The organism is Nostoc sp. JL34, assembly GCF_017114945.1.
Taxonomy (GTDB): Bacteria; Cyanobacteriota; Cyanobacteriia; order Cyanobacteriales; family Nostocaceae; genus Nostoc.
The window spans coordinates 1-26363 of sequence record NZ_JABXKQ010000027.1; the positions used below are offsets into that span (position 1 = coordinate 1).

At 42.0% G+C, this 26363-nt stretch carries 19 protein-coding genes and 1 pseudogene; 10 read left to right on the forward strand and 10 right to left on the reverse strand.

What is annotated here, in order from left to right; all coding sequences use genetic code 11:
- Window positions 1-102 precede the first annotated feature (102 nt).
- Complete coding sequence (locus HWQ44_RS04190; protein ID WP_292715261.1) at window positions 103-663, forward strand: sugar O-acetyltransferase; 561 nt, start codon at window positions 103-105, stop codon at window positions 661-663.
- A gap of 4 nt (window positions 664-667) precedes the next feature.
- Here HWQ44_RS04190 and HWQ44_RS04195 read toward each other — a convergent pair whose 3' ends face one another.
- On the reverse strand, window positions 668-1048 hold the full coding sequence (locus HWQ44_RS04195) for a calcium-binding protein (RefSeq protein ID WP_292715264.1): 381 nt from the start codon (window positions 1046-1048) through the stop codon (window positions 668-670).
- Between the two features lie 366 nt (window positions 1049-1414).
- Window positions 1415-2398 carry a DUF1517 domain-containing protein gene (locus HWQ44_RS04200; protein WP_292715266.1) on the reverse strand — a complete coding sequence of 328 codons (984 nt, stop codon included), beginning with the start codon at window positions 2396-2398 and terminating at the stop codon, window positions 1415-1417.
- A gap of 931 nt (window positions 2399-3329) precedes the next feature.
- Here HWQ44_RS04200 and HWQ44_RS04205 point away from each other — a divergent pair.
- A complete protein-coding gene (locus HWQ44_RS04205) occupies window positions 3330-4562 on the forward strand; it encodes a glycosyltransferase family 4 protein (RefSeq protein WP_292715269.1) in 1233 nt (410 codons plus the stop codon).
- A gap of 344 nt (window positions 4563-4906) precedes the next feature.
- Window positions 4907-5818: a class D beta-lactamase gene (gene blaOXA / locus HWQ44_RS04210; protein ID WP_292715403.1), complete on the forward strand. Its 912-nt coding sequence runs from the start codon at window positions 4907-4909 to the stop codon at window positions 5816-5818.
- On the opposite strand, the gene thiS is transcribed toward blaOXA, so the two are convergent.
- Both thiS and HWQ44_RS04220 read right to left on the reverse strand, forming a co-directional pair.
- Window positions 5815-6027: a sulfur carrier protein ThiS gene (gene thiS, locus HWQ44_RS04215; protein WP_292715272.1), complete on the reverse strand. Its 213-nt coding sequence runs from the start codon at window positions 6025-6027 to the stop codon at window positions 5815-5817. The two genes, blaOXA and thiS, sit on opposite strands and share 4 nt — an antisense overlap.
- Before the next feature lie 83 nt (window positions 6028-6110).
- Window positions 6111-7226 (reverse strand): thiamine phosphate synthase, encoded by a 1116-nt coding sequence (locus HWQ44_RS04220; RefSeq protein WP_292715274.1) that lies wholly within the window; start codon window positions 7224-7226, stop codon window positions 6111-6113.
- Between the two features lie 511 nt (window positions 7227-7737).
- On the opposite strand from HWQ44_RS04220, the gene HWQ44_RS04225 reads away from it, so the two are divergent.
- On the forward strand, window positions 7738-9678 hold the full coding sequence (locus HWQ44_RS04225) for a DUF1565 domain-containing protein (RefSeq protein ID WP_292715277.1): 1941 nt from the start codon (window positions 7738-7740) through the stop codon (window positions 9676-9678).
- Window positions 9679-9734: 56 nt separating this feature from the next.
- Here HWQ44_RS04225 and HWQ44_RS04230 read toward each other — a convergent pair whose 3' ends face one another.
- Window positions 9735-10964 (reverse strand): TetR family transcriptional regulator, encoded by a 1230-nt coding sequence (locus tag HWQ44_RS04230; protein ID WP_292715280.1) that lies wholly within the window; start codon window positions 10962-10964, stop codon window positions 9735-9737.
- Between the two features lie 174 nt (window positions 10965-11138).
- Here HWQ44_RS04230 and HWQ44_RS04235 point away from each other — a divergent pair, with 174 nt between their 5' ends.
- Window positions 11139-11996, forward strand: a complete 858-nt coding sequence (locus HWQ44_RS04235) for a fatty acid desaturase (RefSeq protein WP_292715283.1) — start codon at window positions 11139-11141, stop codon at window positions 11994-11996.
- A 203-nt stretch (window positions 11997-12199) separates the two neighbouring features.
- Here HWQ44_RS04235 and HWQ44_RS04240 read toward each other — a convergent pair whose 3' ends face one another.
- The gene (locus tag HWQ44_RS04240) at window positions 12200-14272 is read right to left on the reverse strand and encodes a response regulator (protein ID WP_292715286.1); all 2073 of its coding nucleotides are present in this window, start codon (window positions 14270-14272) and stop codon (window positions 12200-12202) included.
- Window positions 14273-14664: 392 nt separating this feature from the next.
- Between HWQ44_RS04240 and HWQ44_RS04245 the strand changes: the two are divergent.
- Window positions 14665-16048, forward strand: a pseudogene (locus HWQ44_RS04245) (IS701 family transposase).
- Window positions 16049-16206: 158 nt separating this feature from the next.
- On the opposite strand, the gene lptC reads toward HWQ44_RS04245, so the two are convergent.
- The 3 genes from lptC to metG form a co-directional block, all read right to left on the reverse strand.
- Window positions 16207-17415, reverse strand: coding sequence for an LPS export ABC transporter periplasmic protein LptC (gene lptC, locus HWQ44_RS04250; protein WP_292715288.1), 1209 nt, complete (start codon window positions 17413-17415; stop codon window positions 16207-16209).
- Entirely contained in the window at window positions 17415-18044 is a 630-nt protein-coding gene (locus HWQ44_RS04255; RefSeq protein WP_292715291.1) for an NYN domain-containing protein, read from the reverse strand. The genes lptC and HWQ44_RS04255 overlap by 1 nt, the downstream gene beginning before the upstream one ends.
- A gap of 166 nt (window positions 18045-18210) precedes the next feature.
- Window positions 18211-19815: a methionine--tRNA ligase gene (metG, locus tag HWQ44_RS04260; protein ID WP_292715294.1), complete on the reverse strand. Its 1605-nt coding sequence runs from the start codon at window positions 19813-19815 to the stop codon at window positions 18211-18213.
- A gap of 378 nt (window positions 19816-20193) precedes the next feature.
- Between metG and HWQ44_RS04265 the strand changes: the two genes are divergently transcribed.
- Both HWQ44_RS04265 and HWQ44_RS04270 read left to right on the forward strand, forming a co-directional pair.
- Window positions 20194-20919 (forward strand): 1-acyl-sn-glycerol-3-phosphate acyltransferase, encoded by a 726-nt coding sequence (locus HWQ44_RS04265; RefSeq protein ID WP_292715297.1) that lies wholly within the window; start codon window positions 20194-20196, stop codon window positions 20917-20919.
- 103 nt (window positions 20920-21022) lie between these two features.
- Window positions 21023-21850, forward strand: coding sequence for an alpha/beta fold hydrolase (locus HWQ44_RS04270; protein WP_292715299.1), 828 nt, complete (start codon window positions 21023-21025; stop codon window positions 21848-21850).
- 103 nt (window positions 21851-21953) lie between these two features.
- Here the strand turns inward: HWQ44_RS04270 and HWQ44_RS04275 are convergent, their stop codons facing one another.
- Window positions 21954-22859 (reverse strand): hypothetical protein, encoded by a 906-nt coding sequence (locus HWQ44_RS04275; RefSeq protein ID WP_335202608.1) that lies wholly within the window; start codon window positions 22857-22859, stop codon window positions 21954-21956.
- Between the two features lie 362 nt (window positions 22860-23221).
- On the opposite strand from HWQ44_RS04275, the gene HWQ44_RS04280 reads away from it, so the two are divergent.
- Both HWQ44_RS04280 and HWQ44_RS04285 read left to right on the forward strand, forming a co-directional pair.
- Entirely contained in the window at window positions 23222-24388 is a 1167-nt protein-coding gene (locus tag HWQ44_RS04280) for an EcsC family protein (RefSeq protein ID WP_292715406.1), read from the forward strand.
- A 286-nt stretch (window positions 24389-24674) separates the two neighbouring features.
- Entirely contained in the window at window positions 24675-26156 is a 1482-nt protein-coding gene (locus tag HWQ44_RS04285) for a leucyl aminopeptidase (RefSeq protein ID WP_292715305.1), read from the forward strand.
- Window positions 26157-26363 lie beyond the last annotated feature (207 nt).

The window sequence follows — 26363 nt, forward strand, 5'->3', positions numbered from 1 at the left end:
TTGAATACCCCATTTTCAACCCTAAACTGTTTCAATGCACCTAATTTCTGTTGATTCTACTTGCTCGTCTAAAAGATATCAAATGGGTTCTATAAATCTGTTATGGAAAAAACCGAAAAACAGAAAATGCTCGCAGGCGAATTATATCTTGCCGAAGATCCAGAATTGGCTGCCGAGAGTAAGCGAGCTAGTCATCTGTTGCGAAGATACAATTCTACAACTGAAGAACAGCAAGAGCAACGACAGCAAATTTTGCAAGCATTATTTGGAAAGATAGGCGACAAAGTATCAATTGTGCCACCCTTTCACTGTGACTATGGGAGTAATATTTTCGCTGGCGATAAATTGTATATGAACTATGGCTGTGTAATTTTAGATTGTAATCCAGTTCACATTGGTGAAAATGTCTTATGCGCTCCTTATGTGCAAATTTATACTGCTTATCATCCTGTAGAGCCGGAAATTCGTCTTTCTGGTAGAGAATTAGCTGCCCCAATTAACATTGGTAATAATGTCTGGATTGGTGGCAGTGCAATTATTTGTCCAGGTGTAACTATTGCTGATAACACAACTATTGGTGCTGGCAGTGTAGTTGTCAAAGATATACCTGAGAATGTTGTCGCTGCTGGCAATCCCTGCCGCGTCATTCGGTATCTGTCCTAGAAATTTAAAACTTATAACCTCTAGCAATCCAATAAAGCCAGTCTGCGATCGCTTCTTGAGTTTCACTGTCAGCATCAATGGCTGCTATTTCAGACAATTTTGCAGAATATACATCTTCATCCTTACCATTAATATAAGCCACTTCTACAAACATATCTTTTAAGCACTCCTCATCTGGGGCCATTCCCAGCACTTCCACTTGCTTCTCTTCGACAGAACCTGATTTGCGTCCCTTCTTAGTCCATTTAGCCACAAAGGGAAAATTCAGAGTTTCTTCGAGGTAGTAGTACCAACCCATAGCGCGGTCTTCTTTGTCTTCAGCATCTACAATAATCTCTGTTTTAATGCGATGCTCTCGGTTTTCGTCGGCTTCAACACTAGGCATAAGATAACGCTTTACGTATAATGCATTTTGATAATATTACCAAAGTCTAGGCTAGGAATTATTTTTCTAAAACATAGTTAAGTATATCTAAGATCGCGTCTGCTTGATTGCTTATTAAAACTGGAGAACCCCAAAGAGCCGAAGCTACGCTTTGTCTCCCTTAAGAGCTTGTAGGAAGGGAATTAAGAGGTGGAGTGTAATGAGTGTGGAAATCATAGCCAATTATTTGGAGATGATATCAACTCTACAAAAAACCGCTTGTCATTGACAAGCGGTTTTTTAGTTATTGCACTCAAGAGATAACTTATTTATTGCACCGAGACGCAAAGTTTTTTCTTAGTGCTTTAACGCGAAATTTTTTAAAGATCAAACAAGTCTCAAATCAGGATAATTTGCCAACACATCATCAGATGTCAGGGTATCATTTTCAGCTTGCGGAGTCCAAAGAACTTCAATTGCCAGAAGTTTCTCACTGGGGATACTACCAATTTGCCGCAAAGCTTGACGCAAATCATCAGCACTGTTAATCGCTGTGGGGATTTCAAATTTACCTAGTGTCGCCGCCAGCAAGGTAACGATAATGTATTCACCAGGGCCTTCGGTAAATAGGCGGGTGGGGTTGTCGAGTTCACCAGGCGCAGGTAAAGCATCTTTAGCAAGGGCTGCTTTTAGCTGGTTGTTGACATTAGAAAGAGTTTCTTCGCTAAACTTACTGCGTTCTGCCAGTGACAACCGATTAAACTGACCTTCAGCTGAATTCAAACTGGCTTGTTGAGTGCCACCACCTGCATATACAAAGTATTCAGGATGGCGGAGTAAAGCTAAGCTGGCTTCTTGGAGGATTTCTGCTCTCCCCTCTGGGGTGTTAGTATCAGCAGTTTCAGCAATGTGATTGAGTTCATTTTGCAATTCACGGGCTTGAGCTAACAAACCTACTTGCAAACGAGTTACAGAAACAGGAGAGTTACTGCTGTAATCTGCTTCTCCAGTTTCACCGCTAGAGACACGGCGGAAAGTTTGCAATAAGAAATTAGCGATCGCCAAGAAAATTAAGATGGAAAATATACCACCAAATCCTCCCCCAATACCCCAGAAGGGAATTAGGAAGGGAAAGCCAAAGCCACCACCAAAACCACCACCAGGATAGTATCCGCCCCCGCCAGGAGGTGCATAGGTGCGCGGTGTATAGGTGCGGCTGGAAGGTGCTCTAAAGGAGCCACCACCAATGCGACCTCCACTGCGGGCTGCTAATGCGCCATCGGCGTGACCAAGAGCCAAAGCTAACACCAAGGTTAGGGCTAAGAAGGTTTTTAACAGCGGTTTGATGGTTTGTTGTAGTTTTTTACGCATAAGACAATCGCTTGAAAAACAGAATTATTTATGATTTTTTCCCATGCTCTTAGGGGTGTTGCGGTATCTCCCTAACGCCAGCCCATAACAAGCAAGCGAGTTTCTAGCATTCACGTAGCATTTTTTTTGAGAGGCTACATATTCAATTTACCGCGTCTTATCTTTGGTTAGCAGCGATCGCAGGGGGGATTTCTCGACTGGGGAACCGTACCTGAAGACATGTTCATCATTACAGAAATTTGCGAAGGAGCAATTCTTGCTAGGTCATTGGACTAGCACTATCAGACTACAGTTTTGAATTATACAGACGATTTGATTTTTTAGTGATTATTTTGACTAATTTTTTTAATACTTCACTGAAATAGTGCTGAGTGGGAATATTTATAAGTACTACTCCTTAATCAGTATCCAACACTCCTAAACCTATTTGTTTTGTTACAATATGAGAGAATATTTCTTTAATATGAACAGTATTTACTACATCTAGCGGCTTTAAATTTACGTATACATAGCCAGCTAGTAAGTCTCCGTAATGCCTATCAGTAGAGCCAGCCAGACACAAGATAACCATCAACTACTTATCCAAGGTTCTGGCATTTTGGCACAACAGTAGAGAATATTTAATATATTCTATTGAAGGTAGTCAAATTTCGTAATTTTTGTCACAGTTGTTCACTGAGTAATTTGGCTACAAGTGCCAACTTTTATTTATTGTTCATCATGCACAGAAATTCTCAACTAGTGAGAATTTTTCAGCAAAAATCAAATCAACACAATAAAAAAATCATCTGGCTGGCTAATCTTCTAAAATAAGCTTCAAATTTGTCTACACATTCGTTTTAAAAGAAATAAAATAATAATTATGGCTTTGAAAGTAATCCTAATTGTAAATAAATTAAAAATTATTTGAAATATAGTTATCAAATTTATTATGGAACATATTTCTCAATTAACAGCCGAAATCAGAGACAAAGCTGCATACCCAGATATCCTAGTCATATCCCGGATATTTCTCCCGAAAGAAGCTGTAATTGGGGAATATATCTACAATCGCTGTCTCCAAGATCCAGAACGAGTTATTGTGCTGGCGGCTAGTTGCTCAGGAGATAAAGTATTTGATGAAGGTCAAAAATTTCCTGTATATCGTTGGTCTTATCCTAGATACTGGCAAAGTGGTTGTCTGGGAAATATCCTGAAGCCTTTCCTCAATATCGTCTGCTCATTTGTCCTAGCAATTAAACTCTATTTTCGCTATCACTACCGTTATATAGAGTGGGGCCACGGCTATGATTTTCCTTCACTGTTGCTATTGAGCTATTTCTTACCTATTCGCTTTTTTATCTATCTGCACGGCAACGATCTTCTTTGTACTTTACACAATCCCGTGCTGCGATCGCTATTTAAATTAACACTCAAACGCGCTGAAGGCATTGTTTGTAACAGTTCTTATACACGAGACTATCTTAGAACTGCTTTCCGATTAGATACTCCTACCCACGTCATTAACCCAGTAATCAGACCAGAAAAATTTGGTAATAATGTAGCGAGTCCCAGTAGTCTTGATGATTTACGTGTTCGCGTGCGTCAGACGTACAACATTCCCGAATCAGCAATAGTTATTCTCTCCATCGGTAGGCTAGTAAAACATAAAGGTTTCGACCGAGTAATTGATAACATCCCACTATTACTAACTTTTGGCGTCGATGTTCACTATATAGTCTGCGGCCAAGGGCCAAGTGAATCGGAACTGAAATCTCTGGCGCATCGTTTGCGGGTAGATAAGTGCGTCCACTTTGCCGGATATGTGCCAGAGCGGGAATTAGCAGGTTATTATGCAGCTTGTGACATATTTGCTATGCTGACTTTATTAGATACTAAACCTAATAGTATGGAAGGTTTTGGTGTCGTTTACCTAGAAGCAAGTTACTTCGGGAAGCCTGTAATTGCCCCTCGTTTAGGCGGTGTTTTAGACACAGTTCAGCATGAGGAAAATGGCATACTGGTTAATCCTAATTCTGGTTATGAAGTTTTTCAAGCTTTCAATCGGTTGTGCAAAGATCAGCAACTACGTGAGCAACTCGGACGCAAAGGTAAAGAATTAGCCAAGCGTAGAACCCTTCATCGATCGCTTTACAAATCAGAGGGAAAAAACGCAATTTTGTGAGATGAATGCAAATCTAGTAATTGCCAAAAGCTAATGCCATTAATATATCGCAATCCTAAATGATGAGATTCAAAAAATACTAATAATGGCAATTTATTATCAGTCCTATTTTTCAATAGCCTTTAATATCAAGTTCGGGTGATTACTGATAATAAAACTTATTAATGTAGGTTGGGTTGAACGGTAGTGAAACCCAACATGAACAAGGATCAAGCGTTGGGTTTCGTTCCTCAACCCAACCGATAGATGTTATAAGTATTTAACCGAACCTGACATAACAAATGGCTTCGTAAATGAGCAAGATTGCAGTGTACAATCTCGCTTGTGATGTGATGAAATGTGTAATGGAAACTATCTGGTTTGACATAGGGCAATTCTTTCGGCATTACGCGAAGCGCCGAATACAATCTTTTGTATTTACAGTCATTGGATGTCTTGCTGTAGTGAGCGTGATTACCTTTGGGACAATGTATGTTTTGGCTCAACCTGCTTCAACCTCATCGGAACGTCCTGCTGTTAAAGCGCCAAATTTGGGGCGACACTTTCAGGAATTTGGGCGTGAAGGCTCTATCTTGATTTACGACTCAAAAAACAACCGCATCTATGAACACAATCCTCAACGTAATGTAACTGCAATTGCTCCAGCTTCAACATTCAAGATTTTTAACGCGCTGGTGGCACTAGAAACAGGTGTAATTCCTGATGATGTGGCGGTTCTCACTTGGGATGGAATTCACCGAGAAATTGATGCTTGGAATCATGATACAAATTTGCGTCAAGCCTTTAAGGATTCAACTGTTTGGTTCTATCAAGTACTGGCACGTAGAGCTGGATATGAACGAATGCAGCAATTTATTAACAAAGTAGGCTACGGAAACCGTCAGATTGGCACTGCCGCAGACATTGATCGTTTTTGGCTACAACAGCAGCTATTACAAATTACACCCAAAGAGCAAATTAAGTTTTTGCAACGATTATATCAAGGCGATTTGCCTTTCTCGCAACGGACAATAAATCTTGTCAAAGACATTATGGTACGTGAACAAACTCCAGAATACACATTACGGGGAAAGACGGGATGGTTAACGAGTACTAAACCAAATATTGGTTGGTTCGTGGGTTATTTAGAGCAAAACAAAAACGTCTACTTTTTCGCTACAACTCTTGATATGCAAAAACCAGAAGATGCACCTACCCGCATCGAGATTACACGACGCAGCCTTACAGATTTGGGCTTGCTGACTCATATCAACTAACCACCGCCAACAATAGTTACCACTTCTAATTGATCGCCTGGTTGCACTTTTGTTTCCGACCAAAACTGGCGGTGTAAAATTTCGCCATTATACTCCACAGCCACCAATCGAGGGTTAAAACCCAACTGTTGCAGTAAGTCGGGTAAAGAAGTTTGCAACGAACAGCTATGGGTTTCCCCATTTACCTGAATCGTAATCTCATTAGACATAATATATGTGTGGGGCATTGGGAATTGGAAATTGGGTATTGGTTACTCTACTTTGGGCAAATGACTAATGACTAATGACTCTTTTAAGGTTCTGGTTTAATGCGATTGAGTTGGGAGAGCAAATATTGTGTTACAAGGGTAGGCTGTTCGGCTTGCATGAGCGATCGCACCACTGCTACACGTTCGGCTCCAGCATCGATCACATCATTGATATTGTTGGCATCGATTCCCCCAATGGCAAACCAGGGAATTGAGCAATTTTTGGCAGCATACCTGACATATTCTAGCCCTGTTGCTGCTTTACCTACTTTCGTAGGAGTTTCATAAACTGGCCCCACACCAATGTAATCGACACCTTCAGCAATTGCTACTTGCATTTCTTCTTTATTTGTGGTAGAGAGACCGATCAGACGCTGGGAACCCAGTAATTGCCGAACGATGGCAATAGGCATATCTTGTTGTCCCAGATGCACCCCATCTGCATCGACAGCCAAGGCTAGATCCACGCGATCGTTAACGATGAACAAAGCGCCGTAGATGTGGCATAACTGCCGTAATTTTCTAGCTTGTTCCAGACGCAAAGAATCATCTGTGGTTTTGTCGCGGTATTGTAAAAGCGTTAATCCCCCTTTGAGTGCAGCTTCGACATTGTTCAACAAAGTTTCACTAGGGGAAGTAACAAGATACAAACGCGATCGCCATAACAATTGATGGCGCTGATGTCCCATTAAACTACTTTCTAGGGTATAAACTTGATAGCGCATCTGCTTACAAGCTTTAGCCATATTTGGCTGGTAAAGCTTACTGTATTCTTCCAACACCCGTAATGCTTCTTCTATGCGGCAAAAGTTAGCTTGCAACACCGATTTGATACTAGCTCGTTCTTCTTCCTGAGGATGGGTTAACTCAGTCCCCGGATCGCCTGGTGTATCTCGCGCCGCCCGCAATTCAGAGGTATGCCACTTGGCTACATCTTGTCGCAAGCGCTTGCATTCAAGAGCCAACTGGGCATTATTCAATCCAAACCGACACCATTCCTCGATAATTCGCAAGCCCTCACGAGCCCGATCTAAATTGGCATCTAAAATGCGGTAAACAACTTGCTGTATTTGCTCTTTTTGGCTGTATGGCTCGACCATTACAACAACCCCATTAGTGCTTTCATCAAAGTGTGAATTATCATAAGTCCTAGTAACCATAGTTAAATAATTTGCTTTTTTTTACTAGATTTTTGCTGAATCTACGCAAAACAACGTAGTAGTGAGGGTTACGGTAAATTATCCCATGTTCCTATAGACAGTGATAAGGGTAGTTTGAGGCTACAGTTTCCCACTAAGCTTAGTCAAGTATTTTACGGTAAACGACAAGCTGACAAAGGACTGAGAAGAGGAAATCCACAATAGAGATATGAGTGAAAAATGAATGTAGAGATGTAGCACTGCTACGTCTCTACAAGGGTTCTGGATAACGCATATTTAATTTCATTCCTACATCTAATAGATATAGGCGTGAAAATGACGTAGGCACAATTCATCAATTGTACTTACCAAGGATTTTGGGCAACACATAATTAATTTCTGAAGAAGTCTAATATCATTTATTACTCTGTATGAAATATCGCCAATCAGTCAATATGTGAGTAATATTATCGACATAATCCTCTCTAAGAGTATAAGAATTTATTATTACTTCTAAGGAGTCGTGTTAAATATGATTCTCCCTCGTGTTTTTCCTAAGTACAGTAAAGTAGATGTTTTGCTTGCAAAGCTGAAGTTTCTGAAATCAGCAAGGCTTTTATTATTTAGTTTGTCAGTATTATCTTTTACCCTAGGTATAGGATTGGCAAGTATAGCGTTCCTGGATAGTGCGTTAGCGCAGCTCGCCGTTGGCATTCGCGTTAGCGTCTCTGAAAGAGAAGCCTCTCGCATCGCTCAGATTCCATCGACACCAGATTCAGCACCTCTGAATGAGAAAACACCTTCTCTGGCTAACGTGTTATTTGTCAACCCTAATGTTGGAGATGACAAGGCAGGCAACGGCAGCGAATCTGCTCCTGTAAAAACGATTACCCAAGCGTTGCGATTAGCTAACGCCAACACTGTGATTATGCTCTCCACAGGCACTTATAGCGCTGAGACAGGAGAAGAATTTCCCTTAATGCTGAAATCGGGTGTTTCAATTCAAGGCAACCCTAGCAATCAAGGTAAGGACATTATTATTCAAGGAGGCGGTGATTACCTGAGTCGGAGTTTTGCCGGTCAAAACGTGACAATTGTGGGGGCAAACCAAGCGGTACTGACTGGTGTGACGGTGACAAACCCTAATCGCCGTGGTTACGGTTTATGGATTGAATCTAGCAATCCGGTAGTCGCAGAAAATACATTTAGTGGCAGTACCCAAGATGGGATTTCTGTCAGTGGTAATGCTACACCCACCATTAGCAAGAATTACTTCGATCGCAATGGAGCCAATGGCATCACAATTGCTGGTAACTCCAGTCCCCAAGTGAAGGAAAACGTCTTTCACCAAACGGGTTTTGGGATTAATATTGCCCAAAATTCCACTCCTATAGTCATCGGCAATCAAATTCAGAACAATAGATCGGGAATTGTGGTACAAGCAAATGCCCGCCCGATTTTGCGGAATAATTCTATTCAAGATAATAAAGAAGATGGTTTAGTTGCGATCGCTCAAGCAATGCCAGATTTGGGTAGTGCATCCGAACCTGGGGGTAATACATTTCAAAATAATGGCCGCTACGACATTAACGCCAGCGCTGCTAAACAGGTAATTTCTGCTGCTGGTAACAATCTTGTGAGCGATCGCATCACTGGCAAAGTAGACATTAACGGGACAACAGCACTAGCAACCCAAAATTCTCAATCTGTTCCTGCTTCCAATAATGTTTTACGAGAAATCCCAGCAAACGCCGAAATCACCTTTTCAGCTCCCGAAATCTCTGAAACTACCAATAGGCAAACCAGCAACAGTATTTCAGCAAATAATCCTGTTTCTACACAATTAAACAGTCAATTGCTGCCATTAGTACCAGCCAATGTACAACTTTCCCCACCTATATCCAATCAACAACTGTCCACCCCTAGAGTCGCTGGATTTCCGACTCCTAGCAGTTTGTCTGCTAGACAAATCCCAACTAACACTCAAGTTGCACAGTTGTCTAATACAGCACAGTTAAATTATGTGCGGATTGATCCTAATACGATTGAGTTTACTGCCCCTGAGTATCCATCCAATGCAGTTGTACAGCCACCAGTTCCAAGTATGAGGGAGCAAACACAGCAGTCATTACCAATATTAGAAGCTACTGCCCCAAATGCTTCAGCAGTTTTACCACTTCCTGATAATAATATCCCCATTGCTAATACTGGCAATATACGAACAAGTTCTGCAAGTATTCCATATCGTAGTAATGCAACACAGTTCGGTATCCGTTATCGCGTAGTAGTGACACTCTTCAGTGATAAGGATAAAGATTTAGTGCGATCGCTTGCTCCTGGTGCGTTTCCCACCGTTTGGGAAGGTCAAAGAGTTATGCAAGCAGGAGTATTTAGCAGTGAATATAACGCGAAAGAAATGCTAAAAACCCTTTCTAGTAAAGGTTTAAGAGCCATTATGGAGCCGTTGAATTAATTGGGCATTGGGCATTGGTTATTCTCCTTGCCCCCATCTCCCCACTCCTAAAAACCCTATACCGATTTATGATCCAAACGAGTCGCTTGCTCTAGGGCGGCTTTTTCTTTGGCTCGGCGGACATAGGGTTGTAATTGGGTGCGATCGCAGGCTGTGAAAATACTCAGGTTTTCTAAGGCGATCCCTCGCATTAACATTTCTACGCGCCAAGTTTGTTGTGCCTGGGCGATCGCTGGCGTTTGTCCTTGGGGAGTTAATAGTCCTTCACTCCATGCTTGCCAACGTGTCTCAAGTTCTGATTCTGAGATGGGTGTACCTATATCATTCAGAAACATGGCTGTTTGAGTATCTTTACGACTTTTCAGCCATTTGATTAAGGGATTATTGGTAAAAGAGCCGTAGCGTTTGCCCAAAATCCACTGATTCACCGGCACTTGACGGACAAATCCGGGGATTGTGATTTGTAGGAAGTGCCCTTGAGCATCGTAGATTTGGTGCGATCGCTGCAAGCTAATTATTTCTGTGACGGATAATCCAGCCCCAAATAACACGTAAGCCAAGGCATAATCTCGGATTCCCAATTTCCTAGCTTGTTGCAGAATTTCGTGAACTAAAGTAGCTGGTAAATCAGCTACTTCTGTGGTGATAAACCCTCCTTGTAAGCAGTTTGTTGCTGATTCTGCTGAGGATGACATCGCTCCATGTAAAAACAATTCCACCAAATTTTCCAGAAAATCATCTCGATCTTCCCAAAGTTCGTGAAATTCGCTGGTGAACTCAATTACGGCATATCCCAAGATCATCCCATTCAGCAAACTGGCTAATTTTTCTGCGGGTAAATAGGTATTTAAGTGTCCTTGCTGGATTACAGTAGCTAAATACTGAGCTACATAGCGGTTTGCCTCTGTTACTCCCCTGCCTAGTGCGCGGCGATTTTCTGCCGGGAATTGGTCGGCTTCACCGACCACAGACCGGACGAACTCTGGCACCCGTTCTAATGCATGTAAGCTATCACTTGCATAATCTTTAAGAGCTTGGTAAACATTGCCCGGAGGTGTTGCCCGCCGCACCAGCGATTCACCTAAATCCTTGAAGGCCGCGGACTCTTCCAGCACAGCCAAAAGCAGTCCATGCTTATTGCCAAAATTCCGAAATAGAGTCACTTCGTTGACTTCGGCTTTTTCAGCAATTTGGCGGGTTGTGGTAGCGCTAACTCCCTGAGCAGAAAACAACTCAAGTGCAGCTTGAATCAGGCGTTGACGAGTGGAAATGAGTTGAGATGACATAGAGAAATGCAAGTGGCACTTGCAGGAAGTATCAGAGTTCTGCTAGCATAACAAATGTAAGTGATACTTGCTTTATTCTACTGTAACGAACTAGTATACAGGGCGGGTAAATCCCTTGTGGGATGGCATCCGATAAAAGGCAAATCGCTTCATCATCCATCAACAGGAATTTTTATGACCGCAAATTTTGGGGCGATCGCCCCTGAGAGAGGCAACTCACCTCAACTCAGTTGGACAAATGTAGTATTTTTTGCTACATTTCATGCTTTAGCACTTCTGGCTCCTTGGTTTTTCTCCTGGCCAGCATTAGGTTTGCTAGTGTTTCTCCACTGGTTATTCGGGAGCATTGGTATTTGCTTGGGATATCACCGACTACTGAGCCATAAAAGTTTCCAGGTTCCTAAGTGGTTAGAGTATGCGATCGCCCTCATTGGAGCGTTGGCTTTGCAAGGGGGGCCAATTTTTTGGGTAGGTGGACACCGCCAGCATCACGCCCACACAGAAGATATCAATTTAGACCCCTACTCTGCTCAAAGAGGATTTTGGTGGAGCCATATATTGTGGATTTTTTACCCACGTCCAGAATTTTTTGACTATGACACCTATAAAAAATATGCCCCTGACTTAGCCAGACAACCCTTTTATTGCTGGCTGGATCGCTACTTCTTGCTATTACAAATACCCTTCGGGCTACTGCTATATGCTTTAGGAGGATGGTCTTTTGTATTCTACGGAGTGTTTCTCAGATGTGTCTTGCTTTGGCATTCAACCTGGTTTGTGAACTCAGCATCACACCTTTGGGGTTATCGCACCTTTGATGCCAATGATGGCGCTCGTAATCTTTGGTGGGTATCCCTCGTCACTTATGGAGAAGGATGGCACAACAACCATCATACTTATCCCCACATGGCAAAATCTGGGTTGTCTTGGTGGGAGATTGATGTTACTTGGTGGAGTATCTCAGTGTTGCAGACTTTGGGTTTAGCCAAAAAAGTTGTCTCGCGTCCTCCTCAAGGTGCAACTCACGGCTAAATTGCAACTAAATTATCATAAATTTGTTATGCCGATTGCTTCTCGTAGTCGGCTTACTAATTTTTACCAGTAGTATTTCACTGTAAAATCTAACGGTTAAAAATTAACCTACCCTACATTACACAGCAACTTTAAAAGACTTGTGTGTACACGGTGGCCCTTTGGGAGAAGACCGGACTACCTCATGAATTATCAATTACGAATTATTTTAAATGCCTACAAGAATTGAAATTTAAAATTCGCTGAATCAAATCGGCTTCTACAATTGGTTTTAAGATATAGTCATCTGCCCCCACAGCCAGGGCCCGGTGCAGGGTATCAGCATCGGCATGAGCCGAAAAGAAGAACACAGGTAGCCGACTCCAGCGCGGATCGCTCTTGACTACCTGGCACAATTCAATGCCGCTAAACACTGGCATAGCGACATCCAACAACAGCAGATCGGGAGTGGTGGCTTCCAATACTTGCCAAAACTGGCTTGAATCTGCCAAAGTTGTGACCTGAAAGCCCCACGGTTGCAGTTGGGCTTGTAACAGGGACAACAATACTAGATCGTCATCCACAATCAGCAGTCTGGCATTGATAGTGTCAATTCGGTAGAGGAGTTGGCTGACGGCTTGAAACACTTCGTTAGGCATGGCAGGTTTTTGCAGAAAGGCGTTGGCTCCTAAACGGCTGACTTCTAGGCGCTTGGTTAAATCGCCAAGTCCTGTCAGCACCAGCACGGGAATAGTGGGAAATTGGTGCTTCAATTGTGCCAGCAGGGTCAAGCCGCTTTCGGTAGTATTGGGAAAGGTAAGATCCAATACGATGGCATCGGGCGTGAGGTACTGAAGCCGTTGGCGGGCAAGAGTGAGGTCAGTGGCGGTTTCCAGGTGAATGCTCCAGTTTGGGGCATTTGCCTGCATTTGCTCAATCAAGTCAGTATCATCATCAATCAACAAAACCAGGCGATCGCTAGACTTCAGTACTAAAGTGGGCGATGTTGTAGCAAAAGTAGGTAACTGCTGGATAACTTGCCGGAGTTGCCCAAGCAGCGATTTTAGTTGAACCGCTTCCTCTGATTGCACAGCAGCCGTTGGTGTTTTGAAGGTGTGTTCTATCTGGCGGGCAAGTTCTGCTGCCTGCGGCATACCAAATGCCCCCAAAGAGCCAATCAGCCGATGGGCGAGGGTGTAGGCGAACTGCCGTCGGTCAGGGGTGAGAGTATTAGTAAAGAGGTGGGCGATCGCCTCCTCCAGCTTTGCTAGTTGGTTCTGCAATCGCTCCTGAGAATCCTGCCACATCTGCTGAATTGCCGCCACTGCCTCCACCTCTGCATCATATCGATTTGCATTCAGTGGGTAGGATAAGGAAGACGCAAGGATGGGAAGATGCTGTGAACCAGCACTTAAGATTGAGCCGCTTTGCGATGAGGAAGTTGGAGTATTAGATGCCACATTCTCCACTTGCAAAGACCCCATCGCCTTTGGCGTTTCCCCAACTCTTAGAGACGCTACGCGAAGGGAGAAGACCGGAGTAGCTCTGGTTCCCGTCGAGACTCCGACTTCCTCACCGTGTCCCCGCGTCCTTGCGTCCTCCGACCCCTGCTCCCGCTCTTCTGGCAAAGATTTCAGCCGATATCCCAGCCCATACAATGTTTCAATCGGATCGCAATTTAGCCCAGCCATCTGGAGTTTGCGCCGCAACCCCCGAATTTGAGTTGTTACAGCTTCTTCACCAGGACATTCATCAATCGAACAGATGCGATCGAGCAGAGTCCTTCGGTCAAAAATTCGCCGCGGATGTCGCAAAAATAGCTCCAGCAGTTTGTATTCTTTAGGTGTGAGATGCACGCCTTTTCCTTGACACATGACTTCGCAATTATTCGGATCAAGCTGCAACTGACCCCAGCAGAGTACTTTGGTTAAGACTGTGCTGCCTCGTCGCAGTAATGCCCGAATCCGAGCTAGCAGTTCTGATAGCTCATAGGGTTTGGTAATATAGTCATCTGCTCCTGCCTCAAAACCTGCTATCCTATCTGCCGGATCAATCTTCCCTGTGAGCAGCAAAATAGGCTCTTGCTGATTCTGCCTCCTTAGTTGACGACACAGGCGAATTCCATTGTCGTCGGGTAGCATGACATCTAGCACGATCAGGTCATACTCTGTTGCTTCGGCTAACTCCAGTGCCGATCGACTATCACTAGCGGTATCAACTGTAAACTGCTGTGCTACCAGAGAAGTGGTGAGAGCAGCCGCTGTATCTTTATCATCCTCAACGATAAGCAGTTTCATCTTTGAGACGGGCAAAGGATTGTCAAACTTACCTAATTAGGTAGCATCTCAGGTTAATGTAACGAAATTTTTCTGTTTATCTTTAAGTACAAAAATTTCAACACAACTACAGAAGATTAATCTTAATAACACAAAACAAGTATCCATCTGTAATACAATTAAGCTTAAATAAATTAATAGAAAGCTTCATCTATCCAATAGATTGAGAATAGTTTATGCCTAATGACATAAATTAATTCGTGTTAATTTCATTTGGATATATTCATCTGATTTAGGGTTTACTCCATTAAGTTTGTACTCATCAATGCCCGCCTATTACCCCTCTTCTGTCACTTTCTGGGTATTCTGAATAAAAGAATAAAAAAATAAAACCCTGAAAGGTAAGTAGGGCAATGGATGTAGAATTACAAATCTTGAAACATTTGGCAAGAGATGCTCACCCAACAGTTGCTACCATAGATGAATATTGTGCAGAGTATAAAGACCTGTTTAAAGAAGTAAGAAATTATGAATGCTTCAAATATTTACATCTGGGAATAATGTCACAAATTAAAAGAAAATCATTGCCAGAGATAGCGAAAGTTGTAAGTATAAACTCCGCCCAATCATTACATCATTTTCTAGCCAATTTAAATTGGTCATTAGATAAATTAAAACAACGAAGATTAAATAAACTCAAAAAAGTACTAGATGGAAATGCGATTACAGTAGTAATAGATGAAACAGGAGATAGAAAAAAAGGTAAAAAGACTGATTATGTAGCAAGACAATATCTAGGAAGTGTAGGGAAAATGGATAATGGGATAGTTTCAGTCAATGCTTATGGAGTTTACTCGAATATAACATTTCCTTTAACTGTAAAAGTATTCAAACCGAAAGGGACACTAAAAGCAGAGGATAAATATAAAACTAAAATAGAGTTGGCATCAGAAATTATTGCTGAGTTAATGGAATCAGGCTTTAATATTAAATTAGTACTAGCAGATAGCTTATATGGTGAAAGTAGCCAGTTTATTAGAAAACTAGCTGAATATAAATTAGATTATGTCGTAGCAATAAGAAGTAATCATGGAGTCTGGCTTCCAGCAGAGCAGAGCGTTAGGGCGAATAAGTGGTGTAAATTTAACAGAACATTTAGCAATGAAAAATCAGAAACTAGATACATTAGGGAAATAATTTATGGTAAAAAAAGAGCCATAACTTACTGGGAAATAACTACTGATCCAGAAACCATGCCAGAGAATTCTACTTCTTTTGTGATGACAAATCTTCAAGGTAATCTCAAGAAAATTTTAGGAGATTTATATGGATTAAGAACCTGGGTAGAATATGGTTTCCGACAGTGTAAACAGGAACTAGGTTGGACAGATTATCGTTTCACCAATTTTCAACATATTGAGAGATGGTGAGCCAGCGCGGTCTTGGGGGTTTCCCCCATCAGCGACTGGCGAACCCGAAGGGTGGGAAATTATTTTTTGTGTTTATACGATGATTAGTTTAAATTCTTCAGCCTTGTTAGGCTTAAATAAATCTCGTCAAATTGAAACTGAGGTACAAGAAAATAGTGATATTGATTTTTCTAATCATCAACAATGGAACCATGAATGCGGATGGAAGAATACCTTAAATAATCTGCGTCTCATTGCCCAACCACTCTTACTATTTTGGTTGATTTATCCCTGGATACATATTTTCCCAAATTCTAATTTATTGCTGGGATTCAATCAATTAATTAGTGAAATGAATCAATTTAAACCCTGTTATGCTTCTGGATAATTTCACTTAGTTACTACTTGCTAACACCGGAGAGTGACAGAAGAGGGTTAAACAAGAGCGATCGCGCAGTGATCAGAGTTTCTGTATGCCAAAGGTTGATATTGTGGCTCAGAGGTATAACCTGAGTATTAATCTACTTCCTACTTTTCCTAACTCGACTACTGACGATTAGCTCTTTCTTGGGGGATAATCTCCGTTACTACCCTACCGCTAGAACTGCCACCTTTGACAACAATATTTTCTGTTTGCAAATTACCAACGGCTGTTTCACCTGCAAAATTTAACGGTGGGTCAACTTGCTGATAAATCACATTTCCCTGAGCTTCAACTAACTTATTGTCTAGATACCAAGTTAGTGTATTGGATCTCAGAGACTGGCGACGCTGACCAATGGCGTTGACGTTACCTGTTAAATAAACCGTTTTTTGCGGTATTTTCATTTCACCTTGATTGGCGGTCACAGTAAGATTTTCGATCCGGTGGAACATCCGCACGGGGGAATTTGTAGTGGCAGTTTCTGCGTTCATGTTCCAGGTCATAGAGTTACTAGCTATTTGGACTGGTGGGTCTAGTAATTCTAATTGAGCATTCTTTTGAATAGTGGCAATTTTTGTTTTTAAGTTGACTTCGGCAGAATTTCCTTTGCCGCGATCGCTAATTTTATTATTTTTGTAGCGATCAATTTGTATGGGGCGATCGCCAATCAGTTTTTCTTGTTTAATATTCCAGATCAAATGCTCGGTTCTGACTTGTAACTGGGGATCAGCAGAATTTGCTACTACTCCTCCAGAAAATTCCATGCGCTGTTCGCGGGTTTTAACTCGCGCTTCCTGCGCCACTGCTTGTAGTTGTTTATGAGTACCGTTAATCTGGTTGCGGACAATCAATAAATCTTCTTTGGGACGCCATTCTAATTCATTACCTTGCAACACAATCCCATTACTAGGGTCTGTGGCAAATATCTTACCTTTAAGAAACAACTGTTTCCCATCCTGTTCAATATCTGCAACATCTGCCTTGATTTGGTAAACTACTTTGCCATCTTGGTATAGCTCACCATAAGGACTCTCAGCCTGACCAATTTGTTTTTCTTTGGTGTATTTTGCGGTTTTCGCCCTGACTTTCCAAATTGGTCGTCCCACTTCATCTGCTTGTTCTAGGGTGACATCAAAGAAAGTCAAATTGCTATCTTGATCGGATGAACCCGGAGTATTTTGTTGGGAAACTGGGGGGGATTTTCCCCCGCAGGCGACTAAACCAAATACCAATAAAAAGGTCAAAGGTAAAAGAAGGAAGGAGGGAGTGGAGGAGAAATTTTGAATTTTTCTCTTGCCCCATCTCCCTCTTTTATGAAATTGATACGCCATTATTCTTGGATTTCTAGGTGTCCATCACTAGTTCTGGGGTCTTCCAAAAAACCGATACCAGATAACGGTCGATACGGATAGCTTTGGCGAGGAGTTTTTTGAATATCTTCTTTGATGGCTTCTAAATCAATGTAGCGATCGCTTACATTAATTAAGCTGTCGCTGGTCATGGAACGCAAGCTCACCACTTCTACCCGCACGCCACGATAACTAACTGAATTTACCGCATAAGCTAAATCCCCATCACCGCTGACTAAAACTGCGGTATCATAAGAATCTACTAGCGCCATCATGTCTACCGCTATTTCTACATCCAGGTTAGCTTTTTTAGAGCCATCTGGTAGTTGGACTAAATCCTTAGCAATGACTCGATAACCATTGCGACGCATCCACAGCAAAAACCCCTGTTGCTTCTCGTTTGTCCGGTCTACACCAGTGTAGAAAAAAGAACGCAGTAGTCTAGAACCTCCAGTTAATCGACACAATAGCTTGGTGTAGTCGATTTCAATCCCTAGTTGCAGTGCAGCGTAAAATAGATTTGAGCCATCAATGAATATGGCGACTCTACCCCGATTCTCCAAAACCTGTTCTGGCGTAAAGATTGAATCGTTTTCCAAATTATGCAACATTGTTGTGATACCTCAATTTTTATCCCTGTTATTTTTGATACAAATTACCAACTTTTAGATGCTAGTCACAGCGGCTTATGATAATGTTCCGGGGCTAATTTAAGTTGAGCCACGATAAATTTTTTGAGAGAATAAGAAATTGAACAAAATCAGAGTTTGATAAGGACTAATCGTTTTTCGGGGGTTCTATTCGCTTAAAAATCGGTTGGGGTGTACCCAACTGTTGTTTGCTCGATAGTAGCCCCCATATAGCATGGGTGGCAAAAGGAGCGGTAACTGAAGTTTGTTTTTGATCGTTAAAGTTTATTCCAAAGCCTAGCTGCTGATAAATATCGCTACTAATTTTCGGAATAATTGGGGATAGCAGATAAGCTGCCAGTCTAACTGATTCTAGAACTGCGTAAAGAACCTTTTCCACCGACTCCTGCTGTCCCTGTTTATATAATGACCAAGGAGCTTGTTCATCAATAAACTTATTACTGGCTTGCACCAGTGAAAGGATTGCCCCGCAGGCTTGATTGAAAGCTAGCTCCTGGTATGCTTGTTTCACCTGTTCCCCTAGACGTAAACCAATTGCTTTCAAAGGATTTTCGTCAGGAATCGCTTCATTGCCGATTGATGGGAGATTATTCTCAGCGCAGTACTTCTTCACCATGTTCAAGGTGCGATTGAGCAAATTACCTAAATCATTTGCCAAATCTGCATTCAAAACATTAATGAACCTAACTTCATTAAAATCTCCATCCTTGCCAAATTCGATTTCCTTAAGGAAGTAATAACGAACGGCATCACTACCATAGCGCTGAACTAACGCCACAGGATCAAGGGTGTTACCCAGACTTTTGCCCATCTTTAGACCATCTTTGGTCAAAAAGCCATGCCCAAATACTCTTTCTGGCAATGGTAAACCAGCCGACAACAACATTGCCGGCCAGTAAACTGCATGGAAGCGCAGAATATCTTTACCAATTAGGTGCAAATTAATTGGCCACCATGTTTTTAAAGCATTTGCTAAAGTCGGTTCTGCATCTGGTTCTAATAATGCTGTGACATAACCTAGCAGCGCGTCAAACCAGACATAAAGGGTGTGCTTAGGATCAACTGGTACGGGAAAACCCCAATCTAGATTCACTCGCGAAATGGAAAAGTCTTGCAGCCCTTGATTTACAAAGCTGAGGACTTCATTCCGTCGACTTTCTGGTTGAATAAAATCTGGTCGAGATTGATAAAATTCTGTCAGCTTACTTTGATATTTAGATAAGCGGAAAAAATAGTTTTGCTCGTCTCGCCACTCGACTTCTTTGTTAGTATGAATCGGGCAACGGTGTCCTTCTAAGAGATCCCGTTCTTCTTTGAATTCTTCGCAGGATACGCAGTACCAACCTTGTTGTTGTCCCTGGTAGATATCACCAGATTCCCAGACTCGCTCAAAAAATTCTTTGACGATCGCTTCATGACGAGGTGCAGTAGTCCGACTAAAGCGATCGTATTGAATGTCTAGTAACTGCCATAAACTAACGAAGCTAGGGACAATTTCATCACAAAACTCTTGTGGCGCTTTCCCTAAACTTTCTGCCGATCGCTGAATTTTTTGTCCATGTTCATCTGTACCTGTAATTAGTAATACCTGATGCCCCAGTAGTCTCTGAAATCGCGCTACTACATCTGCTGCGATCGTTGTATAAGCACTGCCTATATGGGGGACATCGTTTACATAATATAGGGGTGTGGTTAGTGCAAATGTCAATTCTTTTTTATTCACTAGATTCATGCAAAATAAATATTAACTTATTAAAAGGTTTTACATCTTAGCTGTGTCAGCAAAACCACGCGATTATACAATATTATTACCATTTTTTCCATAATAACTTAATATAGCAAACTTTTCAGGTAGAAAATTGTTTTGTAATATGCATCAATTCAGTTCATTTTTACTTACAAAGATGGAAATTAACTAATCATAATTTTTTTGAATAGTTTCTATTAGAGATTCTTGTGTTCAAGAATACATAATCGTGAATGCGAAAAATCTAGCTGCTTTTGCAGATTAGATATTTCTATCTTAAGACGGTAATGGCAATAGTAAAGAAATGTAAAAATTAAATTAAGATAAATCGCCATATTTACCGGAAAAATATATTGATTAGGTATGAGTCGAAATAGCCCCCTAGAGATTTCTCACGCTTTGGTGGCGGCACTCTCAACGCAAATGTTCCGCTATTATGAGGATCGCATTCCCCAAGATGCCAGCGTGTTGGTAGTCAGCAATCACCGCAGCTTTATGGATGCACTGATTTTAATGGCGGCGTTATCGAGTCCGATTCGCTTTGCTTGCCATCACTATATGGGACAAGTGCCAATCATGCGGGAGATTGTCACCGAGCAATTGGGGTGTTTTCCTTTAGAGGAAACTCAAAAACGCCTGCAAAGCTTTTTTTCGCAGTCACAGATGCTATTGCAGTCTAAGCAGATGGTGGGAGTATTTCCAGAAGGGACTGAACCAATGGTGAAGTTTACTGTGCCAAACCAAGTGGGTGAATTTCAGCGAGGATTTGCTCATTTGGCATTGCGAGCTGATGTGCAGGATTTAGCTATTTTGCCGATCGCGATCGCTTCCTTAGAAGAGGTGAACACTTCTGGCTTTCCCTTAAAGCTTTTGAGTGTATTTGACCCTTCAGAACCTTTATTTAATCAAGGTGGTTGGCATCCTTTGGTAATTTATCGCCGGGTTGCCGTATTAATCGGTCGTCCTTATTGGATTACGCCCCAACATCATAAAAAATATCATGGCAAACAGGCCAGAACTGTTGTGGCTGAACTGACGGAACACTGTCACAGCGAAATTAGCAATTTACTGCGTCAAGGTTGCTATTAGAACCATTAGATTTTGGATTGTGAAATGTTGATTGTTCCGACAATCAACGTTTCAAAAGTTTTATACCATTAACAAATGACCATTGACTACTGACTAATGACCAATGACTATCCCAGAAGTTGAGCTAAATCCTTGTTTCCTGACTCCTGAACGAGTACAGCCAGAGTATCCGTTATTGGTATATTTGCCAGGAATGGATGGAACTGGTCAACTGTTGCGATCGCAAACCGTTGGATTAGAAGCTGGCTTTGATGTCCGCAGTTTGGCGATCCCCCGGAAAGACCTTAACACTTGGGATGTGCTAACTAAGAGTGTACTGGACTTGATCGACGCCGAATTAGAAAAAAGCCCTAACAGGCCAGTTTACCTGTGTGGTGAGTCCTTTGGTGGTTGCTTGGCAATGAAAGTGGCAATCCAAACACCTCACTTATTTAGGCGAATTATCCTAATTAACCCAGCTTCATCCTTTCGGCTTCGTCCTTGGTTAAGTTGGGCATCTCAACTAACTTACTTAGTGCCATCAGGATTGTATGATGTTGGCGCACTGGGGTTATTGCCGTTTTTAGCATCTTTGCCACGCATTTCTCGGAGCGATCGCCACGATCTGCTGAAAACTATGCGTTCTGTCCCGGTAGAAACCGTTCTTTGGCGATTGTCTTTACTGCGAGAGTTTCATGTTGATGAGGAACAGTTAAGTCGCTTAACTCAACCAGTTTTGTTGATTGCTGGGGCTAGCGATCGCCTTTTGCCTTCTGTCACTGAAGTGCAGCGGATCGCAAACATCATACCAAACAACAAGATTGTGGTGTTGCCCAATTGTGGACATGCTTGCTTGCTAGAGCAAGATACTAATCTCTATGAAATTCTTAAGGATAACGACTTTTTAGAAAGTAAAGCTGATATGGGTACAGGGCTAGAAGTGAGAGGATAGGGTGAGGAGCGAGCGATCACTCTTTTGCCAAAATGGGTAGGCTTGCTCTCAAAAGCCCGCTTGTTAGGTAGCCTCACATCTTTAGGCTAAGTAATACACTTTGCTAAATAGTTATTTCCTCTTCTATCATCTTATGAAAACGAGCAACAAAGTCGAAAGCTGCTTCGTTGTCCACTTCTATCCAATAGTCACGCTGTTTAAGCGGTAACTCAAGAAATACCTTCAGGGTATAATATTCGTCTTCAGGATTCAAGACAAGGTAATGCGTAGCAGCTAAACTGTGAAATTTTTGATGAGAGATTTCCTTTATAGTGAGTTGCTCAGAGTGTGATGAAAAAATGTGCTGGAGTGTTTCCCTGGCTTCCTCTGTTGTATCGGAAGATGGGACGAGAAATGTGTATCTTATTCCGTGCCCTATATTTTTCTGTACCACGTTTTTGACGCAGGTATTTTGTAAATCTTGGTAGGGAGAAGGAGTAACAACCCAAATTGACTTGCAATCAGCATTTACCTCAATTTTACCGAGGTCACCTGGAGTGTATAACCATTTATACCCAGTTTCAGTTTCACCCTCTTCACTCTCCTCAACTCTATCTAATGCTTCCTTAAGTTCAGGCCACCAAACATCGAAGGTTTTTCTGAGAATTTCATGCTCCAACCTTCTCTCAGTGCCCAACTTCTTGTTGATGCTGGATAGTAAGTTGAATACATCTTCTTTTTCATAAACTGTGGATTGAAACTGTGACAGAGGCCCTTGTAGTTCCGAAGGCTCAACATGAAATAGAAATGGTAACAAAAATGAGCGATCAATAGACTTTGATAATGCTCCTGCTTCAAAGTTTAGCCAAGGTGCTCTAACGTTATAGGGTGTTAAACAGATAATCCCAAATTCTGTATCTTCAAGCTCTTTAGCAAGCACATCACCCCAACGTTCGCCTTTGTTAATATCTCCAGAAGAGACAAAAGGGTTAACAGCCTGTATTACATAAGGCAGCCAGTCACGTAACACACTAGCAACCTTATGACTGACTCTACCAGACCAACTTATAAATACTTTCATGCGAAGACTCAAATGGATAATAGCTAAAATTCAATAAATTTGTTTTTATTAGACTTTATGAACTTATTACAAATACAAAACCGATTTAAGGTTTTCCGTATCTGTTATACAAAAATTTTGTTGTAGGGCTAATAGGTACGTCACATTCATACGGAGCAATATAAAAAATGATATTGCCTTACGAGCTTCCCTAAAAGCGTAACAGGAATTATTGCTCTAGTTTATGAAGTTGTGCTTTTCGGGAGATGTCAAGCCCCTCATCCTTTCGCTACAAGTTTAAAGAGAGAGGCTTTACAGGATGGTGTCAAGCAATGGCAGATAAACCCCAAGAAATAGAAGTGAATAAATTAGTTAATTCACCCAGAGAAACTTCAGAAGTAAAAATCCAGGCTCAATCATCAATAGAAAATGAACCTTCTGTATTAGAGTCTTTGATTAAAACTGTTGCTCAGACTGGTCAAGCAGTTTTAGACACAGCATTCGGAGTGGGAGAAGCGACGGCGAAAGAAACGCATAAGTTAATTGAGCAAACAACTCAAACCAGCGGTCAGGTTGTGAATCGCCTTAGCGAAAATTGGCTGATCAGAAAACTATCTGGAGTATTAAATCTCAATTGGTTAATTAGTGATACTGACCTTGTTGATTTGGAAAAAGCAGAAGCCTCGGTAAAGAAGCTCAAGCAAAAGTATCCCAATGAATCACCTAGCCAGATTGCTCACCGAATCATGGTGGAAAAAGCAACTCAAGCAGGTACAGTTGGACTAGCCACTAGTATTTTGCCAGGAGTAGCGGTGGCATTGTTGGCAATTGATTTAACAGCCACAACAAAATTGCAGTCAGAAATGCTTTATCAAATTGCATCTGACTATGGGCTAGATTTAAAAGATCCTGCCCGTAAAGGTGAAATTTTGGCAATTTTTGGGTTGGCCTTGGGGGGAGGGCGTCTTTTGAAAGCTGCGGGATTAGGCTTGCTGCGAAATGTGCCCTTGGCGGGTGCGGTGATTGGAGCTAGTTCAAATGCGACGATGATCTATTCATTGGGGTATGCTGCTTGTCGATTTTACGAAGCCAAACTAGATGAATCAACTTCCTTAGAATCGCCACAGACATTGGCAACATTAAAAGCCGAAAGTGAAAAGTATCTAGAAAGTGCGATCGCTCAACAAGCTCTCATGGATCAAATTTTAGTTCACATGATCCTAGCTAGTCATCCAGAAAAGACTTGGGAAGAAATTTTGCCAGAATTAAAAGCTGTAAACCTTAGTCCTAAATCGTTAGATGCTATTGCTCAAAATATCAAATCACCCCAGCCTTTAGATGTATTGCTCAATCAGCTAAATCGTGATTTTGCCATACCCTTGTTGGCTCAGTGTAACAAAATTGCCCAGCTTGACAATCAGATTACAGCAGTTGAGCAAGAAATAATAGAAGCGATCGCTAACAAATTTGACATTGACACAAATGCAATTGGGGCATAGGGAATAGGGGATTGGGCATTGCGTAGGAGATAAAAGAGTGAAGTGTATAGCTTCATTTACGAGTATCAAAGACTCATTAACGGAGTTCTGAGGTGGATTAATGAGTATCAAGGACTCGTTAACGAGTGCTATTTATAACCAAATCGCTAAATTATTATAGCTACTGATCTCTCCTCCCCAATGCCCAATGCCCCATGCCCCATAACCTATTCCAACTCCCCTCACCATGAAATAAGAATTTTGAGCAATACTGGTACAAGAAGGAATATTTACACAAAATCCCAAAATGACAATTCAACCTAGTGATAAGCCTTTGCTAGAGTGGGCAGGCGATAGTTTGGCAATTGGATTATTTGAAGATGCAGTAGAGTTAACCGGAGAACTGGCAACTTTAGATCAAAAATTTTCCGGGGTTTTAAAAGAACTAATTACCGAAGAAGAATTTAAAGGTAAAGCCAACAGTACAATCTTCACCCGTGTAAATGCTGGTAGCCCAGTGCGGAAATTGATTGTAGTAGGTTTAGGAAAACCAGAAGCACTAAAACTAGATACTCTGCGCCGCGCTGCTGCTGCTGTAGCCAGGGTAGGAAAAAAGCAAAAAAGTAAAATTCTAGGATTTAGTTTTCCATTATGGAACAACGATCCAGCGGCAAGTGCCCAAGCGATCACAGAAGGTGTCGAATTAGCACTTTACCAAGATATTCGCTTTAAATCAGAACCAGAGGAGAAAGGTTCACAAATCAAAACCATAGATTTACTAGGATTCGGTGGACAAGAAGCCGCTATCACCCGCGCCAATCAAATCGTTTCTGGGGTAAATTTGGCACGGCAGTTAGTAGCAGCGCCAGCCAACGCGGTAACACCAATTACTTTAGCCGAAACTGCTCAAGCGATCGCCAACGAGTACGGTTTACAACTGCAAATTCTAGAACGGGAAGACTGCGAAAAGTTAGGTATGGGTGCTTTTTTGGGAGTAGCTCAAGCTTCCGATTTGCCACCGAAATTCATTCACCTGACTTACAAGCCAGAAGGTACACCCAAAAAGAAACTAGCAATTATTGGTAAAGGTGTAACCTTCGATTCCGGCGGACTCAACATTAAAGGTGCTGGTAGCGGCATCGAAACCATGAAGATGGATATGGGCGGTGCAGCTGCCACCTTGGGCGCAGCAAAAGCAATTGCTCAACTCAAGCCAGATGTTGAAGTTCACTTTATTTCAGCGGCAGCCGAAAATATGATTAGCGGTCACGCCATGCACCCCGGAGACGTTCTCACCGCATCAAACGGCAAAACAATCGAAGTGAACAACACTGACGCTGAAGGACGTTTGACCCTAGCAGATGCCTTGGTGTATGCCGACAAATTGGGCTTAGATGCGATCGTTGATTTAGCCACCCTAACTGGTGCTAACGTCATTGCATTAGGTGATGATATTGCTGGTTTATACACTCCCGATGATGCTGTAGCCTCCCAGATCGACAAAGCTGCGGAAACTTCAGGGGAAAAGATTTGGCGGATGCCAATGGAAGAAAAATATTTTGAAGGGCTAAAGTCAGGTATTGCGGACATGAAAAATACAGGCCCGCGTCCAGGCGGTGCTATTACTGCTGCCCTTTTCCTCAAACAATTCGTCAAACAAACCTCTTGGGCGCACATAGATATTGCTGGCCCAGTTTGGACAGATAAAGAAAATGGCTACAACAGCGCAGGGGCAACTGGTTACGGCGTTCGGATGCTAGTTGATTGGGTGCTGGGAAGTGGGGAGTAGGGAGTAGGGGAATTGGGGACTGGGGAGATGAGGAAGTCGAGAGAAAATGACTGATACCCAATCTCCAATGCCCCATACCCCATGCCCAATACTCGACAATTCGTGCTATCTTGAGCTTGCCAGCAAAAATTGTTGCAATAGTAACAGAAATAAATTGGCAGTCAGAAAGTTAAGCTTTTTCGGCAAAGCCATCTGGTAAAATTTGTA